Origin of the sequence: Flavobacterium araucananum (assembly GCF_002222055.1) — a bacterium.
Lineage (GTDB): Bacteria > Bacteroidota > Bacteroidia > Flavobacteriales > Flavobacteriaceae > Flavobacterium > Flavobacterium araucananum.
In genome coordinates, this window is sequence record NZ_MUGS01000011.1 from 1 (window position 1) to 19,653 (window position 19,653).

The 19,653-nt window shown below is 35.0% G+C and carries 13 protein-coding genes; 12 read left to right on the top strand and 1 reads right to left on the bottom strand.

Annotated elements, in window-relative coordinates:
• From B0A64_RS08185 to B0A64_RS08195, 3 genes are all read left to right on the top strand, one after another.
• Positions 1-2,358, top strand: a 2,358-nt coding sequence (locus B0A64_RS08185) for a T9SS type B sorting domain-containing protein (RefSeq protein WP_123875891.1), incomplete at its 5' end; no start/stop codon positions are given.
• A 55-nt stretch (positions 2,359-2,413) separates the two neighbouring features.
• Positions 2,414-3,319 carry a PorP/SprF family type IX secretion system membrane protein gene (locus B0A64_RS08190; protein WP_089479031.1) on the top strand — a complete coding sequence of 302 codons (906 nt, stop codon included), beginning with the start codon at positions 2,414-2,416 and terminating at the stop codon, positions 3,317-3,319.
• 14 nt (positions 3,320-3,333) lie between these two features.
• Positions 3,334-5,334 carry an OmpA family protein gene (locus tag B0A64_RS08195; RefSeq protein ID WP_089479032.1) on the top strand — a complete coding sequence of 667 codons (2,001 nt, stop codon included), beginning with the start codon at positions 3,334-3,336 and terminating at the stop codon, positions 5,332-5,334.
• 78 nt (positions 5,335-5,412) lie between these two features.
• Here B0A64_RS08195 and B0A64_RS08200 read toward each other — a convergent pair whose 3' ends face one another.
• Entirely contained in the window at positions 5,413-5,754 is a 342-nt protein-coding gene (locus B0A64_RS08200) for a hypothetical protein (RefSeq protein WP_089479033.1), read from the bottom strand.
• A gap of 102 nt (positions 5,755-5,856) precedes the next feature.
• Here B0A64_RS08200 and B0A64_RS08205 point away from each other — a divergent pair, with 102 nt between their 5' ends.
• The 9 genes from B0A64_RS08205 to B0A64_RS08240 all read left to right on the top strand — a co-directional run bounded on the left by B0A64_RS08205 (position 5,857) and on the right by B0A64_RS08240 (position 19,646).
• A complete protein-coding gene (locus B0A64_RS08205; RefSeq protein ID WP_089479034.1) occupies positions 5,857-6,075 on the top strand; it encodes a helix-turn-helix transcriptional regulator in 219 nt (72 codons plus the stop codon).
• 1,117 nt (positions 6,076-7,192) lie between these two features.
• Positions 7,193-7,339, top strand: a complete 147-nt coding sequence (locus B0A64_RS25400) for a hypothetical protein (RefSeq protein ID WP_208863522.1) — start codon at positions 7,193-7,195, stop codon at positions 7,337-7,339.
• Entirely contained in the window at positions 7,315-7,644 is a 330-nt protein-coding gene (locus tag B0A64_RS08210; RefSeq protein WP_244285374.1) for a transposase, read from the top strand. The genes B0A64_RS25400 and B0A64_RS08210 overlap by 25 nt, the downstream gene beginning before the upstream one ends.
• A gap of 396 nt (positions 7,645-8,040) precedes the next feature.
• The gene (locus B0A64_RS08215) at positions 8,041-8,466 is read left to right on the top strand and encodes a CBS domain-containing protein (RefSeq protein ID WP_089479035.1); all 426 of its coding nucleotides are present in this window, start codon (positions 8,041-8,043) and stop codon (positions 8,464-8,466) included.
• A 158-nt stretch (positions 8,467-8,624) separates the two neighbouring features.
• Positions 8,625-10,916, top strand: a complete 2,292-nt coding sequence (locus tag B0A64_RS08220; RefSeq protein ID WP_089479036.1) for an NADP-dependent malic enzyme — start codon at positions 8,625-8,627, stop codon at positions 10,914-10,916.
• Between the two features lie 77 nt (positions 10,917-10,993).
• The gene (gene ruvA, locus B0A64_RS08225; protein ID WP_089479037.1) at positions 10,994-11,575 is read left to right on the top strand and encodes a Holliday junction branch migration protein RuvA; all 582 of its coding nucleotides are present in this window, start codon (positions 10,994-10,996) and stop codon (positions 11,573-11,575) included.
• Positions 11,576-11,599: 24 nt separating this feature from the next.
• Positions 11,600-18,802, top strand: a complete 7,203-nt coding sequence (gene sov, locus B0A64_RS08230) for a T9SS outer membrane translocon Sov/SprA (RefSeq protein WP_089479038.1) — start codon at positions 11,600-11,602, stop codon at positions 18,800-18,802.
• 87 nt (positions 18,803-18,889) lie between these two features.
• Positions 18,890-19,270 carry a glycine cleavage system protein GcvH gene (gene gcvH, locus B0A64_RS08235; RefSeq protein WP_089479039.1) on the top strand — a complete coding sequence of 127 codons (381 nt, stop codon included), beginning with the start codon at positions 18,890-18,892 and terminating at the stop codon, positions 19,268-19,270.
• Positions 19,263-19,646, top strand: a complete 384-nt coding sequence (locus B0A64_RS08240; protein WP_089479040.1) for a VanZ family protein — start codon at positions 19,263-19,265, stop codon at positions 19,644-19,646. The genes gcvH and B0A64_RS08240 overlap by 8 nt, the downstream gene beginning before the upstream one ends.
• The last annotated feature ends 7 nt before the right edge of the window (positions 19,647-19,653 follow it).

The window sequence follows — 19,653 nt, forward strand, 5'->3', positions numbered from 1 at the left end:
GCAGCCAATACCAATGTAACACCAATAAAAACAGGACCACTGAGTATTGATGCCAATGGACAATTGACATTAGACGCTAATACACCATCGGGCACTTATACCATTACGTACCAAATTTGTGAAGAAGGCGCAAGCCCTGCCAATTGCGCCACAAATACCGCTACAGTTGTAGTAGGAAATACGCTTGTTGCCAATGTAGACAATACCTTTGCCAATCAAACCACATCAGGAACTACTACCGTTATTGGCGATGTTACAGCAAATGACACACTAAACGGACAACCTGTTACCGCAGCCAATACCAATGTAACACCAATAAAAACAGGACCACTGAGTATTGATGCCAACGGTGAGTTGACATTAGATCCTAATACACCATCCGGCACTTATACCATTACGTACCAAATTTGTGAAGAAGGTGCAAACCCTGCCAATTGTGCCACAAACACCGCTACAGTTGTAGTAGGAAACACACTTGTTGCCAATACAGACAACACCTTTGCCAATCAAACCACATCAGCGACTACTACCGTTATTGGCGATGTTACAGCAAACGATACCTTAAACGGACAACCTGTTACCGCAGCAAACACCAATGTAACGCCAATAAAAACAGGACCACTAAGTATTGATGCCAACGGACAATTGACATTAGACGCCAATACACCATCGGGCACTTATACCATTACGTACCAAATTTGTGAAGAAGGCGCGAGCCCTGCCAATTGTGCCACAAATACCGCTACAGTTGTAGTTGCAAAAGGAACAATCATTGCCTTGACCGAGACTACACTTTCTATAAATGGTAGTATTGGAGGAACGACATTTTCATTAACAGATAATGATACCTTAAACGGAAATCCTGTTGTTATCAAAAATGATGCGGGAGGAGTAATCTTGACACCAGTAAGTGTACCTAAGGGATTAGTTTTAAATTTAGACGGAACAGTAAAAGTAGGTGCCGGAACTCCAATAGGTAATTATGAAATAATATACACAATTTGCGAATATCTGGATCAAAATAATTGTTCAACCGTAAAAAGTTTTATCCCTGTTACAGCAGCTACTTTGCAGGCAAATAATGATAATGCAGGAACAGTAGATAGTAATAAAGGACAAACTTCGACAACGAGTGTATTTAATAATGATACATTAAACGGAGTATTGATTAATCCTTCGGATGTTATTTTAAGTACAGTTGTTTTTAATCCTAATTTAAATTTAAAATCAGACGGTACTATCGAAGTAAAGCCGGGAACACCTTCTGATGTTTATGAATTGACCTATCAAATTTGCGAAGTCTTAAATCCAACATTAAATTGTAGTCAGGCAGTTGTGAAGATTTCAGTAGTAAATTCTGTAGATCCTAACCCGCCAATAACACCATCGACACAAATTGTTCTAACCAATGATGGCTTAATAAACGTTGATGGAATAAATGGTTCGCTTGAGTTTATCAATGTTTTAGATAATGATTTACTAAAAGGGTCGCCAATTAATGCCTTAGATATTGTGCTTTCAGACACACCAAAGAATCCTTATTTCGAATTTAATCCAGACGGAACTGTAAATGTAAAACCAAATACGCCAGGCGGAAATTATAGCTTAACATATCAGGTTTGCGAGAAAGCAAATTTATCTAATTGTGCTACTGCAACGCTTGAAGTTTTTGTAGAAGTTCCTGCAATTGCAATCATAAAAACAGCAGTATTTAATGATGAAAACGCTAGTGGTTATGCAAATGCAGGCGAAACGATTACGTATAAATTTAAAGTAACCAATACAGGTAATGTTCCTTTAAGAGGTGTTACTGTTTTGGATCCTCTGCCGGGAGTTGTAGTTTCAGGACAACCAATAGATTTAGAAGTAAACGAATCTGACGAAAATAATTTTACAGCGACTTATAAAATCACTCAAAACGATATCAATAAAGGTAGTGTAAGCAATCAGGCAACTGCAAAAGGAGCTAGTGACAAAGGAGTAGTTGTAGAAGATAAGTCAGATGATGAAAACAATGCAGGAGATAAACCTACAGTATTGCCTCTTAATGGTTGTATGATAAAAGTCTTTAATGCATTCTCGCCAAACGGAGATCAAAAAAACACCAGATTCTATATTCAGGGATTAGAATGTTATCCTGAAAATACAGTAGAAATTTATAACCGTTGGGGAGTTCTGGTTTACGATATTGACAATTATAATAACGAAGACCGTGCTTTTAAAGGTTTCTCTGAAGGACGTACAACCGTAAAACAAGCTGATGGATTGCCTGTAGGAACCTATTTCTATATATTGAAATACAAAGACAGTGCATCAATATCTCATGAACTTTCAGGTTATTTATATATTAACAAGTAAAAAAATATAAGCGGTTTCGTTAAACACAAAAACCGCTTTTTAAAAGCCTTTTTAAATGAAAAAGATAGTTTTAATTTTCATGTTTTTTACTGTTGTGTGTTCCGCACAGCAAGATTCTCAGTTTACGCAATACATGTATAATACCATTACTATAAATCCTGCTTATGCCGGTTCTCGCGGCGTATTGAGCGTTTTTGGATTATATCGTACACAATGGGTTGGACTTGACGGAGCACCGGAAACAAGTACTTTTTCGGTAAACACACCATTGAGTAATACAAATCTGGGATTGGGAGTTTCTTTGGTAAATGATAAAATTGGACCAACCAATGAAAATACTTTATCTGCGGATTTATCGTATAGTATTCCAACTTCTGAAACCTTCAAACTTTCTTTTGGAGTAAAAGCCACAGCGAATCTTTTTAATCTGGACGTTAATAAATTAAGCTTTGAAAATCAGGATGATCCACAATTTCAAAATTTAAATAATAGAATTACGCCCAATGTTGGAGCCGGAGTATATTGGCATTCAGATAAAGCCTATTTAGGATTATCAGTTCCTAATTTTATCGAGACAAACAGATACAACGATGATGATACTGCTATTTTTAAAGATAAAATAAATTACTATTTCATGGCAGGTTATGTTTTTGATGTTGATTACAATGTCAAATTCAAGCCGGCATTATTAACAAAAATGGTACAGGGAGCACCTTTGCAAGTTGATGTTTCCGGTAATTTTATGTTCAATGACAAATTTGTAGTAGGGCTTGCCTACCGTTGGAGTGCCTCAGTAAGTGCGATGGCTGGTTTTCAGGTTACAGATGGTTTATATGTAGGATATGGTTATGATCATGAAACAACCAATCTAAGAAGGTACAATTCAGGATCGCATGAAATTTTCCTTCGTTTTGAGTTTTTTAATAACTATAGCAGAATTACATCACCAAGATTCTTTTAAAAAAAAAGTACTACATGAAAACCAAAAAATTAAACCTTACCATTTTGTTTTTACTGTTTTTTCTAAATGCAATTGCACAAACTACAACTATAAAGGAGGCAAATGATAAATATGAAAAATACGCCTATGTCGATGCGATAAAGCTCTACGAAAGTGCCATAGAAAAAGGATTTAAAGACGAAAAAATACTTCAGCGCCTTGGTAATTCCTATTATTTTAATGGAGAATTGATACAGGCACTAAAATGGTATGAGGAATTGTTTGCGTTCAATGACCAACAAGAATCCGAATATTTGTACCGATATTCACAATGTTTAAAATCGAAAGGAGATTATGCAAAATCAGATGCAGTTTTAGATAAATTCAACCAAAAATTAACCACAGATAAAAGAGGCGTTTTGTTTGAAGGCAACAAAAATTATTTAGAAGAAATAAAATATAACTCCGGACGATTTGAGATTGCCGATGCCGGAATTAATTCTAATTATTCAGATTACGGAAGTGCTATTTTAGGTAATAAATTAGTCTTTGCCTCTGCCAGAGATACCGGAACAGTGGTTAAGAAAAATTTTAAATGGACCAATAAATCCTTTACCAATTTATATACTGCCGAATTAATGTCTGATGGAAGCGTTGGGAATCCGCAGCGCTTTCAGAAAAAAGTAAATACAAAATTCAACGAATCAACTCCCGTTTTTACAAAAGATGGAAGAACAATGTATTTTACCCGAAACAATTTTTTGAACGGGAAACGAGGCAGAGACGAAAATAAGATTACACTATTAAAACTCTATAAAGCCAATTTAATCGATGGCGAATGGAAAAACGTACAGGAACTTCCGTTCAATAGCGATCAATATAGTGTGGCACATCCTGCCTTAAGCACCGACGAGAAAACATTGTATTTTGCATCAGATATGCCTGGAACTTTAGGACAGTCTGATTTGTTTAAAGTAAAAATAAACAATGACGGAACCTTTGGCAAACCAGAAAATTTGGGCACTACGATTAATACCGAAGGAAGAGAAACTTTTCCTTTTATATCAGACGATAATGAACTTTATTTTGCCAGCGATGGTCGACCGGGATTAGGCGGACTTGATGTTTTTGTGTCAAAAATAAATAAAGACGATTCTTATGATGAAATTCAAAACCTGGGGGAACCAATAAACAGCAAACAAGATGATTTTGCCTTTATAATAAATACCAAAAACAGAAACGGTTTCTTTTCTTCAAATAGAGAAAACGGACAAGGAGTTGATGATGTTTATCGATTTACAGAAACGCGCAGACTAATTTGCGAACAGGAATTAACAGGCAAAATTACAGATGTTGAAACAAATGAAATCCTTTCGAATGTAACCTTAATTTTGTTTGATGAAAACCGACAAAATGCCTTGCAGGTAGTATCGGATCAAAATGGTAATTATAGTTTTCCAAATGTAAGATGCGGTAAAAAATACACCATAAAGACCTCAAAAAACGATTATGAGATAAGAGAAATTTCGGTAGCCATAAAGCGAGGAACCGGAAAAACAATTTTACCTGTTTCTTTAGAAAAGAAAGCAATTCCGTTAGTCGCTAAAACGATAATGATAAAAACAGTATCCGTAAAATCAGTAATCATGAAACCTATTGCGGTAGGAACAGATTTGGCAAAAATACTGAATATTCCCATGAACTTTTTTGACTTAGGCAAAGCAACAATCAGAAAAACCTCTGAGCCTCAATTGCAAAAAATCGTAGATATCTTAAAGCAATATCCAACATTAAAACTAGATATTCGCTCGCATACAGATAGCCGACAATCAGCCTCAAACAATATGATATTGTCAGAGAAACGAGCACAATCGACCAAAAACTGGCTTATTAGTAAAGGTGTCGATGGCAATCGCTTAACAGCAAAAGGATTTGGAGAAACACAATTGGTAAATAAATGTGCCGATGGTGTAAAATGTTCAGAAAAACAACATCAACAAAACCGACGAAGCGAGTTTATTATTACCTATTTATAAAAAATAAAAACCCTTTTCTAAAGTTTAGAAAAGGGTTTTTAGTTGAAAAAAAATGACACAATTGGTCTGTATCCTCAATCATTTACTAATGTTTTGAGAATCGGTAACAAGTTTTTCAATAATATCACTTAAGAATTCAAATTGATCCATAGGAAACAACTGTAATGCTTTTTCTAAAACAAGACTCACATTAATAGACGCATTATAATCGGTTTTTGAAATTTTATGAGCCTCGTGATCCAATGCCAAAATGCACAATTTTAGTATGCTGGTAAAAGTACAGCCCAACTCATAATAATTTACAAACTTAATTTGAGCAATGTGATCTCCCGTATTATTATTCGTAGGACTTAAAGTATTGAAATACTGAGCAGTCACTTTTCGAAGATTCTCTAATGTTTTAATTTCATTTGTTTCCATAATGGGATTTTTTTAAACAAATGTACGAAAAACTTTAAATAACATACTATAGTATGTTAAAAATGATAAATAGAAAACGCAAATTGTCTGAAATAAAATGAAGTGGATAAATCAGAAGAATTAAAGCGGTTAGGTGCTCGCATTAAAGAAGTTAGAAATTTAAAAGGACTATCACAAGCTAAATTGGGATTGTTGATTTTTAAAGATCAACAATCTATCCATAAAGTGGAAGCAGGTGAATTTAATCCTACTTATCTTTATCTGCTAGCATTATGTAAAGGTTTAGATATGTCAATAAAAGAACTTCTTGATTTTGAGTAAATTCCAATTTTTTTAATTTTAAAGTAGCACATAACAAGATATGTTATTTGAGTTTTTTTCGTACGTAAATAATTGCCTGGATTTGGAATCATAATTCTTCCTAGATTTGAAAATGGGCTGAAAGCCCAAAATCAATAGCGTAGTGCATCGCACTACGAACTATATTAAACGTGGAAATCGCCCTGAAAGGGCAAAAGCAAATAAACATATTCAAAAAAATCTTTAGCTTTCTTAGAAACATAATATTTAAAATAGGACTAAGGTTTTCTTTGAGATTAGGCTTTTACCCTTTCAGGGTTAAAACTGCAATTGCCTTTTGATTCATAGTGCTCCGCACTATACTTTTGCTAAGGCTCTTTCAGAGCAGGTTTTGCATGTTTATTGTTTTCATTTATAGCGCTCACCATGTTGCCATAGGCTTTTACCCTTTCAGGGTTAAAACTGCAATTGTCTTTTGATTCATAGTGCTTCGCACCATGCTTTTGCTAGGGCTCTTTCAGAGCAGATTTTGAATGTTTATTATTTTCATTCGTAGTGCTCCGCACTATACTTTTGCTAAGGCTCTTTCAGAGTAGGTTTTGCATGTTTATTGTTTTCATTTATAGCGCTCACCATGTTGCCATAGGCTTTTACCCTTTCAGGGTTAAAACTGCAATTATATTTTGATTCGTAGTGCTCCGCACTATGCTTTTGCTAGGGCTCTTTCAGAGCAGATTTTGAATGTTTATTATTTTCATTCGTAGTGCTCCGCATTATGCTTTTGCTAAGGCTCTTTCAGAGCAGGTTTTGCATGTTTATTGTTTTCATTTGTAGTGCTCCGCACTATGTTTTACTAAAGTTCTTTCAAAGTAGGGCTCTAAAATTCATGATTTAGAATCTGTTATCAAGGCAAAAAAGTTTTATAATCTCAAACAAGGACCTAATTAAGCATAATTATAGGTTTTTTCGTACTATATATTGTGTAGATTTGCATTCATAGTTCTTCTTATGTTTTGAAAATGGGCTGAAAGCCCAAAAATCAATAGCGTAGTGCATCGCACTACGAATCAAAATATTAAATGTGGAAATCGCCCTGAAAGGGCAAAAGCAAAAAACAACAGTAATTAAAAATAATAATATGTCGCAATCACTATCGAAAGTATATGTTCATTTGGTATTTAGTACCAAAGGGCGTTTCCCGTTTATTGACCATAATATACAGGAGAGTTATGGCAATACCTTGGCGGAATTTGTAAAGGATTGGAATGCAATCCAATTCAGATAGGAGGATATAAAGATCATGTCCATATACTATGTCTGTTATCTAAAAAGATTACTCAAATGAAACTAGTAGAGGAAGTAAAAAAACATTCTTCAAAATGGATGAAAACAATAGACAATGATTATGCAAAATTTTATTGGCAAGATGGCTACGGTATATTTTCTGTCAATCCATCAGAAATAGAAAAAGTTGTACAATACATTAAAAACCAGGAAGAGCATCATAAAAAACGCGCATTCAAAGAAGAACTGGTTGTCTTTTTAAATAAATACCAGGTAAAATATGATGAACGTTTCCTTTGGGATTAGGCTTTCATCCTTAAAGAGCTTTTACCAAAAAACATTTTTATTCATAGCTGCTCAATATGCTTTTTCTAAGGCTCTTTAAGAGCAGGTTTTGAATGTTTACGATTTGTAATTCGTTTCCAATACAAAAAAAGGTTTAATAATCTCAAATAAGCATCTGCTTAAGGAAAACAACCTTTCTAAACTTAGAAAATTTGTTTATTATTTGGAATAAATCTAAAACCATTAAAAAATGCTGCGATTTTCGTAAAAAAGTATTAAAATTCATTCATTTTTTTAAAGTAAAATTCCTTTATGGTAAAATTTAGATTATTATGTTTAAAATGAATGTGTTAAGTGTGGAAGTGTGTCGTTTATGTTCATTTTTTTTTAACTTTATAGATCTAAAATTTTTCAGATATGACTGTAGATCAAATACTAAACGCAAAAGGAAAAAATGTTTATTCGGTTCTTTCGACAACAACGGTTTATGAAGCCTTAAAAGTTATGGGAGAGAAAAACATAGGTGCTATTCTTGTTATTGATGATACCAATTTAAAAGGAATATTGTCTGAAAGAGATTATGCTCGAAAAATTGTTTTGAAAGACAAATCTTCAAAAGAAACTTTTGTACATGAAATTATGGAAAGTAACGTTTTCTCTGTAAAACTATCCAATAATATCGAAGATTGTATGGAATTGATGAGTACAAAAAGAATCAGACATTTGCCCGTTTTAGAAGACGGAATTGTGGTAGGAATTATTTCGATAAGTGATGTCGTAAAGGCGATTATAGAAATTCAAAAAGATACCATAAACCACTTAAACTCTTATATTTCTCAGTAAAAGAAATTCAAAAAATAAACATTATCAAATAGTCCAAAAGATATTGGACTATTTTTTTGGGTACCTATAACTGTTATTTTAAGAAAAGAAAACTATAAAAATACGCCATTTTAAACCAAGACTTATATCTTTGTAAGCTAGAATAAAAGCTAAAAATAATGAACAAAGAGAGTAAAAGAAGAGAAGCGTTACTGTACCATTCAGAACCAACTCCAGGAAAAATTCAGGTAGTTCCAACAAAAAAATACGCAACCCAAAGAGACTTGTCTTTGGCTTATTCGCCAGGAGTTGCAGAGCCATGTTTAGAGATCGCAGCAAACGTAGATGACGTTTATAAATATACTGCAAAAGGAAATTTGGTTGCCGTTATATCAAACGGTACAGCAGTTTTAGGACTTGGAGACATAGGACCTGAGGCTTCGAAACCAGTAATGGAAGGAAAAGGATTATTGTTTAAAATATTCTCTGATATTGACGTTTTTGATATTGAAATCGGAACAAAAGATATTGAGGAATTTATTCAAACCGTAAAAAATATAGCTCCAACTTTTGGAGGAATAAATCTGGAAGATATTAAAGCACCGGAATCTTTCGAAATAGAAAGAAGACTGGTAGAAGAATTGGATATTCCTGTCATGCACGATGATCAGCATGGAACAGCAATTATTTCTTCGGCAGCTTTAATAAATGCACTTGAATTAGCAGGAAAAAAAGCAGAAGATGTAAAAGTAGTAGTTTCCGGAGCAGGTTCGGCTGCGATAGCTTGTACTGATTTATATGTTTTATTAGGTGTTAAAGTCGAAAACATTTTAATGTTTAATAGTAAAGGACTTTTAACAAAAGACAATTCTTCGTTATCAGAGTTGCAATTGAAATATGCTGTTGATGGCGCTAAAATTGATTTGGCTGAAGCTGTAAATGGTGCAGATGTTTTTATCGGATTATCTTCAGGAGATATTTTGACGCCTGCAATGTTGTTGACGATGAAAGACAATCCAATTGTTTTTGCAATGGCAAATCCAAATCCGGAAATCGATTATAATTTAGCTACAGAGACTCGTAAAGACGTTATTATGGCTACAGGACGTTCAGATTTTCCTAATCAGGTAAACAATGTTCTTGGTTTTCCATATATTTTTAGAGGAGCACTGGATGTTAGAGCTACAAAAATTAACGAAGCCATGAAAATGGCGGCTGTAAAAGCGTTAGCGATCTTGGCAAAAGAGCCAGTTCCTGAGCAGGTAAATGTAGCATACGGAGCAACAAAATTAGGTTTTGGTAGAGATTATATCATTCCTAAACCATTTGATCCAAGATTAATTACAATAGTAGCGCCGGCAGTTGCAAAAGCAGCAATGGAATCTGGAGTTGCAAAAAATCCTATTACAGACTGGGCAGCTTATGAAGATGTGCTTCGTGAACGTATGGGTAACGATAATAAAATGGTGCGTTTGATGACGAATCGTGCTAAAATGGATCCAAAAAGAATCGTTTTTGCCGAAGCAGATCAATTGAATGTATTAAAAGCAGCTCAGATTGTTTATGAAGACGGTATTGGTTTCCCGATTTTATTAGGAAACAAAGAAGTTATCTTAGAACTTAAAGCTGAATTAGGGTTTGATGCTGAGTTAGAAATCATTGATCCAAAAACAAACGAAGAAGAAGGAAGAAGAAACAGATTTGCTACTTCGTATTGGGAAACAAGAGAAAGAAGAGGAGTTTCGTTACTTGACTCACAAAAATTCATGCGCGAAAGAAACTATTTTGCTGCAATGATGGTCAATGAAGGAGAAGCAGATGCTTTGGTAACCGGTCATACAAGAAGCTATCCAAGTGTAGTAAAACCAATGTTACAATTGATCGACAAAGCTCCGGGAGCTTCGCTTGTTGCAACCGCAAATATGATGTTGACATCTCGTGGACCAATGTTTTTATCAGATACTGCAATTAACATCAATCCATCAGCAGAAGATTTAGTTAATATTGCAATTATGACTGCAAAAACAGCCAAAATGTTTGGTGTTGAGCCAGTGATTGCAATGGTTTCATTCTCGAACTTTGGGTCATCTACTAGTCCTGGAGCGTCAAAAGTTAGAGAAGCAGTAGCCTACTTGCATAAAAATCACCCGGAATTGATTGTTGATGGAGAAATTCAGGCAGATTTTGCTTTAAACCAGGAGATGCTTGCAGAAAAATTTCCTTTCTCTAAATTGGCAGGTAAAAAAGTAAATACATTGATCTTCCCTAATTTAGAGTCGGCAAATATTACTTATAAATTGCTAAAAGAATTATATAAAGTAAATTCTATTGGTCCAATCATGATGGGAATGGGTAAACCGGTTCACATCTTTCAATTAGGAGCAAGTGTCGAAGAAATGGTTAATATGGCTGCGATTGCAGTTATTGACGCTCAGGAAAAAGAGAACAAAAAAAATAAGTTAGCGAAATAGTACAAATAGTAAGGATCGAATAATATTGTCGTATTTTTATTGCATTTTTATTATATTTGACCCTAATAAATTATACTATGATAGCACATTTGCAAGGGAAGTTGGTTGAGAAAAATCCTACAGAAGTCGTAATAGACTGTGGAGGAGTTGGTTATCAGGTAAATATATCTTTACATACCTACTCCTTAATTCCCAATGCTGAACATATAAAACTGTATACGCATCTTCAAATCAAAGAAGATGCGCATACTTTATTTGGTTTTGTCGAAAAATCAGAGCGAGAAATTTTCAGAATGTTATTGTCTGTTTCGGGAATCGGGGCAAATATTGCCAGAACAATGTTGTCCTCAATCGAACCAAGACAAATTATTAATGCAATCGCCTCTGGAGATGTTGGTGTTATACAGTCGATTAAAGGCATTGGAAACAAAACAGCACAAAGAGTAATCCTTGATTTAAAGGAAAAAGTGTTAAAGTTGTACGATTTGGATGAAGTTTCGGTAGTACAAAACAATACAAATCGAGATGAAGCGTTATCTGCTTTGGAAGTTCTGGGTTTTATTCGAAAAACTTCAGAAAAAGTAGTAGAGAAAATCGTAAAAGAAGATCCGGAAGCTACAGTAGAAACGATTATCAAGAAAGCCCTAAAAAGCTTATAAATTCAATTTTATATAACCAATTGTATGCGTAAAATTTGTATATTTTTACTGTTATTGTTTTGCGGTAATGTTTTGCGTGCGCAAGTAAATCCAGCAGTTAAAGATACAACGAAAACACAATTCTCAGTAGGAAAGGTTGAGCTTGAAAATCCACCAAGCATACTTTCGGCGTATAGATACGATCCTATTACAGACCGTTATATTTATACCAGTTCTGTTGATGGTTTCTCGATCAATTACCCAATTGTTTTAACGCCTAAAGAATACGAAGATTTAGTTTTGAAAGAATCCAGAAGAGATTATTTCAAAAAGAAATCAGATGCCATCGATGGTAAAAAAGCGGGTAGCGAAGCTGCCAAAAAGAATTTATTACCACGCTATTATATTAACTCAAGTCTTTTTGAAAGTATATTTGGTAGTAATACAATCGATGTAAAACCCACAGGATCAGTAGAGATGGATTTGGGTGTTCGATATACCAAACAAGATAATCCCTCTTTTTCTCCCAGAAACAGATCCAGCCTTACTTTTGATTTTGATCAGCGAATCAGCATGAGTTTGATGGGGAAAGTAGGAACCAGATTAGAGGTAAATGCGAATTATGATACCCAATCTACATTTGCATTCCAGAATTTATTTAAACTTGCCTATACACCATCAGAAGATGATATCGTTCAAAAAGTAGAAGTTGGTAACGTTAGTATGCCCTTAAACAGTACCCTTATTCGCGGTGCTCAAAGTTTGTTTGGGGTCAAGACTCAGCTACAATTTGGTAAGACAACAGTAACAGGAGTTTTCTCAGAACAAAAGTCACAAACAAAGAGTATAGTTGCAGAAGGTGGCGGAACAGTTCAGAACTTTGATCTGTATGCTTTGGACTATGATAATGACAGACACTTTTTCTTATCTCAATATTTTAGAAATAAATACGATGCTTCGTTAAAAAATTATCCTTTTATTGATAGCCGTGTTCAGGTTACCAGAATAGAAGTCTGGATAACCAATAAACAAAATCGAGTAAGCACAAACAATAATAACCTTAGAAACATTATTGCACTTCAGGATTTAGGTGAGGGGCAGATTACCGGAATTCCGGATAATCAGGTAGTGGTTATAAGTTCTACAGCAGGATTTTTTAATGGTGGTATTGATGCACCAACAGATAATGAGAATAATAAATATGATCCGGCGACTATTGGTCAGGCAGGAGCATTCTTAAATTCAAATATTAGAGAAATAGTTACAGCAAAGAGCGGATTCAATAACCCAAACACTAGTGAGGGAACAGATTTTTCTGTACTGGAAAATGCCAGAAAATTAACAGCAAACGAATTTACTTTTAATGCACAATTAGGATACATCTCTTTGCAACAACGTTTGGCAAATGATGAGATTTTGGCAGTAGCATTTGAATATACTGTAGGAGGAAAAGTTTATCAGGTAGGAGAATTTGGTAGTGATGGAGTTGATGCAACCGTAGTAACCGGAAACAACAATACAAATCAGGCAATTATTACACAAAGTTTAGTGTTAAAAATGCTGAAAAGCAATTTGACAAATGTTCAAAATCCGGTTTGGAATTTGATGATGAAAAACGTGTATCAAATCCCTCAGGCCTATCAAATCAAGCAAGACGATTTTAGGTTAAACATACTTTATACAGATCCTTCGCCAATAAATTATATCTCGCCGGTTCAGGGAGCGCCATTTCCTGCAAACCCAACAGCAGATAATAAAGTCGAGCAAACGCCTTTATTGAATGTCTTTAATCTCGATCGATTAAACTATAACAATGATCCGCAAACAGGCGGAGACGGTTTCTTTGACTATATTCCGGGAGTAACAGTAGACGTTCAGAACGGACGAATTATTTTTACGACAAAAGAACCATTTGGAGAACTTTTGTTTAAAAAATTACAAAATACAGGTTCTGGAGAAAACTACAATGATCCAAACACCTACAATGCCAATCAACAAAAATATGTGTTTAGAAACATGTATCGAAACACACAATCCGGAGCTTTGCAGGATAGTGATAAAAATAAATTTTTGTTACGGGGTAAATACAAATCTTCAGGAAGTAACGGTATCCCTATTGGGGCATTCAACGTACCGCAAGGGTCAGTTGTTGTTATGGCAGCCGGAAGACGATTAGTAGAGGGTATCGATTATAGTGTCGATTATCAATTAGGCCGAGTTCAGATTTTAGATCCGTCACTTCAGGCTTCGAATACCCCAATTGAAGTTTCGTTAGAAAACAATTCAATTTTTGGGCAACAAACCAGAAGATTTATGGGGTTCAATATTGAACACAAAATCTCAGACAATTTTGTTATTGGAGGTACTTATTTAAAAATGACAGAAAAACCATTTACTCAAAAATCGAGTTATGGGCAGGAATCTGTAAACAATACCATTTTTGGATTCAACGGAAACTATTCTACAGAAGTTCCTTTCTTTACCAGATTAGTAAACAAGTTACCCAACATAGATACAGATGTCCCTTCGAATCTTTCGATACGAGGAGAAGTTGCCTTTTTAAGACCGGATGCACCAAAAGCTAGTGATTTTGAAGGCGAAGCAACCATATATGTAGATGATTTTGAAGGCTCGCAATCTACAATCGATATGCGTTCAGCTTATGCGTGGAGTTTGGCCTCAACGCCATTTGTAAATTCTGTTAATGACAATACATTCAATGCCAATTCAAACACATTAGAATATGGTTATAAACGAGCAAAATTAGCCTGGTACACCATTGATCCTATATTTTATTCCTCAAAACCCTCTGGTATTTCAAACGATGATTTGTCATTGAATACTACAAGACGTGTTTATAGTAAAGAATTATATCCAAATACAGATATTGCTCAAGGGCAAATCCAGGTAATTAATACACTTGATTTAAGTTATTATCCTTCGGATAGAGGACCATACAATAACAATCCAAATTTTGGAACAAATCCTGCGACTTCTAATTTTGGAGGTATCATGCGTGCTTTGACATCAACCAATTTTGAGCAGGGAAATGTCGAGTATATTCAGTTTTGGGTTCTTGATCCTTACGTAGGAAATGCACAAGCACCCACTAATAATACCGGAAAAATATATTTTAACTTAGGTGAAATTTCTGAGGATGTCTTAAAAGACGGAAGAAAGCAATACGAAAACGGACTAGGACCAGGGCAGATAATGGTAAACCCCCAACCGCTTTGGGGAGATGTTCCTGCATCGCAATCCTTGATCTATGCATTTGATACCAATGCTGATAATCGTAAAAATCAAGACGTTGGTTTAGATGGTTTGCCAAGTTCAAGAGAAGGTTCCGTTTATACAAATTATGCAGGAGAAGCAGATCCGGCGGCTGATGATTATAAGTATTATTTAAATACAGACGGAGGAGTTCTGGAGCGTTATAAAAATTATAATGGTACAGAAGGGAACTCTGCAGTAAGTGTAGATGATCCCAATCGTGGGTCTACAACTTTGCCGGATGTTGAGGATATTAACCGAGATAATACAATGAGTACCATTAATGCTTATTATGAATATAGTATTGATGTGAAGCCGGGAATGCAAGTAGGGCAAAACTTTATTACAGATATACGTGAGGTAAGTAATGTCGAACTGCCAAACGGATCAACAACAACTGCAAGATGGATTCAGTTTAAAATACCGGTTTCTCAGCCTCAGAACACAATTGGTAATATTACAGATTTTAGATCTATTAGATTCATGCGTATGTTTATGACTGGTTTTAGCAACCAGATGACCGTTCGTTTTGGAGCGTTAGATTTAGTAAGAGGGGAGTGGAGAAGATATACAGGTACACTAGATGCCAATGATACCAATCCGGATGATGATGGAACTGAGTTTGATGTATCGGCAGTTAATATTCAGGAAAACGGTACAAAATGTCCGGTAAATTATGTAGTTCCGCCAGGAGTACAAAGAGAGCAATTGTACAATAACAATACAATTATCAATCAAAATGAGCAGGCGTTAGCGTTACGTGTTGGAGGAGCAGGTTTGCAATATCAGGATTCAAGGGCAGTTTTTAAAAGTGTAAGCGTTGACATGCGCCAATACAAAAAATTAAAAATGTTTTTGCATGCTGAATCTTTACCTAGCGAAACCACTTTGCAAGACGATGAACTGATTGGTTTTATTCGTTTTGGAAATGACTACACACAAAACTTTTACCAAGTCGAAGTTCCGTTAAAAGTAACCAGAACCGGTGGGTCTTGTACTATAAGTGCAGATCAGGTTTGGATGGAAGACAATAATATTGATTTAGCACTTGAATTCCTGACCAAAATGAAGATTAAGGCGATGAGTATCGACATTAACTCTAATAAGCGAGACATTAACGGAATTTATTATCCTGATGATGATTTAAGTGTAAGTGGTGGTGATGGAGATGGTAAGCTAAGATTAGGGATAAAAGGAAATCCTAACTTTGGTTTGGTTCGAAACTTAATGGTAGGGGTAAAAAGTAGAGCAGATCACAAAAATTTAAAAGGAGAAGTTTGGTTTAACGAACTTCGTCTGGCTGATTTGGAGAACAAAGGTGGTATGGCAGCAATATTAAATGTTGATACCAATATGGCTGATTTTGCTACAGTTTCGGCTACAGGTAAAAAAAGTACAATAGGTTTTGGATCATTGGAGCAAGGAGCGAACGAAAGAGATCGTGAAGATCTGCAACAATACAACATTGTTACCAATCTTAATTTAGGTAAATTGTTACCACACAAATGGGGCATCAATCTTCCGTTTAATTACGCTATTGGAGAAGAGGTAATTACCCCGGAATACGATCCGTTTAATCAGGATATTAAGTTAAATCAGTTAATAAGAGAAACTACAGATCCTGCAGAAAAAGACAATATCAGAACACGTGCTGTTGATTATACAAAAAGAAGAAGTATCAATTTTATTGGAGTAAGAAAAGACAGAGCACCGGAACAGAAACCACATGTTTATGATGTAGAAAACTTTACATTCTCGCAATCGTACAATGAGGTAGAACGTCACGATTATGAGGTAGAAAGTTATCTGGACGAACAATCGAATACAGCCGTAAACTATGCATACACTTTTCAGCCAAAAGAAGTAGTGCCATTCAAGAAAACTAAATTCATGAAAAAAAGTGAATATTGGAAAATGCTAAGTGATTTTAATTTTAATTACCTGCCTTCTAATGTTACTTTTAATACCAATATTTTAAGACAAAGCAACCGTCAGCAATACAGAGAAGTTGAGGTACAGGGAATTGGACTTGATCCTTTATACAGAAGAAATTTTGCCTTTAATTATCAGTATGGTTTTGGTTATAATCTAACAAAATCATTAAAAATAAATTATACAGCAGCGTCTAATAATATTGTGCGAAACTTTTTAAATGATGATAATTCGCCAAAACAAGATTTCAATATCTGGGATGATTATCTGGATATTGGTACGCCAAATCAACACTTACAGCAATTAGTATTGAATTATGATATTCCAATTTATAAAATTCCTGTTTTAGCGTTTGTAAAAGCCGCCTATTCTTATACGGCAGATTATAGCTGGCAACGTTCTTCGACGGCATTCTCTGAATATGTTGATCCAAACGGGAACCAATTTGATTTAGGAAATACGATTCAAAATGCAAATTCGAATACGCTTACGACGACTCTGACAATGAATACGTTGTATAAATATTTAGGGCTGACACCTGGTTCAAAATCAGCTGCGAAACCTAAACCAACAGGACCGCCAAAACCGGGGGAGAAAATCGTAAATACGGCAAAAGCAGCGACAAGCAGCAGCCCATTTTACGACAGCATGATTGGTATTTTGACAAGTGTAAAAAACATTCAGGTTAATTATACCAAAAATAGCGGAACCGTATTACCGGGATATACACCAAGTGTTGGTTTCTTTGGGACATCAAGACCAACTCTGGGATTCATTTTTGGTAGTCAGGACGATGTGCGTTACGAAGCAGCCAAAAGAGGATGGTTGACAGATTATCAGGATTTTAACCAAAGTTTTACTCAGGTTACCAATAAACTTTTAAAAGTTACCGCCAATATTGATTTATTGCCTGATTTAAAAGTCGATTTGGCTATGGATCGTTCGTATTCTCAAAATTCATCAGAGCAATATAGCGTTGTAGATGGAAACTATACAGCATTATCACCATACACTTATGGGATGTTCTCGATTTCGACGGTATTGATAAAAACAGCATTTTCGGCAAGTAGCGAAACAGAGTCGGCTGCATTTGATGATTTTAGAAGTAATCGTTTGGTTATTGCCAATCGTTTGGCCGAGGAGCGCTATGGAGCAGGAGCTGTAATCCCAAGATATGGAGATGCAAACAATCCGATTCCTGCAGAGACAGATGCAAATTACAAAGTATACGTTGCGAATCAGGGATATCCAATTGGGTTTACAAAAAGTAATCAGGCCGTTTTATTGCCTGCCTTCTTAGCAGCCTATTCCGGAGGAAACGCTTCAAGTAGTTCAACAGATATTTTTAGAAGTTTTCCAATTCCAAACTGGAGTGTAAAATATAATGGTTTGATGCGTTACAAATACTTTAAGGATAAATTTAAGCGTTTCTCTTTGCAACACAATTATAGAGCATCGTATACAATAAACCAGTTTAGGTCGAATTTTGATTACACCGAAAAGCCGGACGGGCAAGATGTTAATACCAACTTCTTTAACAAAACGATCATGTCAAATGTCAATTTGGTAGAACAGTTTAGTCCGCTTATCCGAGTAGATTTTGAGTTGAAAAGCTCTTTGAGAGTCCTTACCGAAATTAAAAAAGACAGAGCTTTATCAATGAGTTTTGATAATAACTTATTGACCGAGGTAAAAGGAATGGAGTATATAGTAGGTTTAGGATATCGTTTTAAAGATGTAATATTCTCCTCAAGACTCGCAGATAGTCCAACCGGAATTATCAAAAGTGATATTAATATAAAAGCAGATTTCTCACTTAGAAACAACGAAACGTTAGTGCGTTACTTGGATTATGATAACAACCAGTTAGCCGCAGGACAAAATATATGGTCACTAAAACTTACGGCAGATTATTCGTTTAGTAAAAACCTGACCGCTATATTCTATTATGATCATTCGTTCTCGAAAGCGGTAATTTCGACATCGTTTCCTTTAACGAATATCCGATCAGGGTTCACACTTCGATATAATTTCGGAAATTAATTTTTTTAGTTTCTAAACCAGATTTCATTAGAAGATTATTACATTTGTGACTTAATTATTAAAATATCAATTTTCAAACATAGTATTATGAGCATACCAGCAAATTTAAAGTACACAAAAGATCACGAATGGGTTAGCATCGAAGGAGATGTTGCAACTGTAGGAATTACTCATTTTGCACAAAAAGAGTTAGGGGATATTGTGTATGTTGAAGTAGAAACTTTAGATCAGACACTTGATAAAGACGAAGTTTTTGGAACAGTTGAAGCTGTAAAAACAGTATCTGATTTGTTTTTGCCTTTAACAGGAGAAATTATTGCTTTTAATGATAGTTTGGAAAGTGCTCCGGAAACTGTAAACTCTGATCCTTACGGAGCAGGATGGATGATTAAAATTAAAATTGCTAATGCTTCAGAAATAGATGAGTTATTGTCTGACGAAGCTTATAAACAACTTATCGGTGCCTAAGCAATTATTACTACTCTGGGCTCTTATTTGCTCAGGGGTTATTACTTACTTTTGTTTAACGGATTCAAGCAATATTCCTGCTGTAAATTTTCCGAGCATAGATAAAATTGTACATTTTTGTTTTCATTTTGGATTTACAATTTCATGGATATTGTTCTTCAAAAAAGAACTTAAAGGAAAAGCGCCTGATGATTACAAAGCATACCTGATTTCGTTTATATTTTCTGTTTTTTTTGGAATTACAATCGAGATTTTACAAAGTGTTTTTACAACCACAAGAACGGCAGACGTTAGTGATGTATTAGCAAATGCACTTGGAGCTTTAGCGGGTGTTTTTACAGCAATAGCTTTAAAAAAGCAAATCGACAGATTATAAAAATAGA

Bases quoted from the DNA above. Each gene is read 5' to 3' on its own strand.
- B0A64_RS08190 (WP_089479031.1), top strand. From the start codon at position 2,414: ATGAAAAAGATAGTTTTAATTTTCATGTTTTTTACTGTTGTGTGTTCC.
- B0A64_RS08195 (WP_089479032.1), top strand. From the start codon at position 3,334: ATGAAAACCAAAAAATTAAACCTTACCATTTTGTTTTTACTGTTTTTT.
- B0A64_RS08200 (WP_089479033.1), bottom strand. From the start codon at position 5,754: ATGGAAACAAATGAAATTAAAACATTAGAGAATCTTCGAAAAGTGACT.
- B0A64_RS25400 (WP_208863522.1), top strand. From the start codon at position 7,193: ATGTCGCAATCACTATCGAAAGTATATGTTCATTTGGTATTTAGTACC.
- B0A64_RS08215 (WP_089479035.1), top strand. From the start codon at position 8,041: ATGACTGTAGATCAAATACTAAACGCAAAAGGAAAAAATGTTTATTCG.
- B0A64_RS08220 (WP_089479036.1), top strand. From the start codon at position 8,625: ATGAACAAAGAGAGTAAAAGAAGAGAAGCGTTACTGTACCATTCAGAA.
- ruvA (WP_089479037.1), top strand. From the start codon at position 10,994: ATGATAGCACATTTGCAAGGGAAGTTGGTTGAGAAAAATCCTACAGAA.
- sov (WP_089479038.1), top strand. From the start codon at position 11,600: ATGCGTAAAATTTGTATATTTTTACTGTTATTGTTTTGCGGTAATGTT.
- gcvH (WP_089479039.1), top strand. From the start codon at position 18,890: ATGAGCATACCAGCAAATTTAAAGTACACAAAAGATCACGAATGGGTT.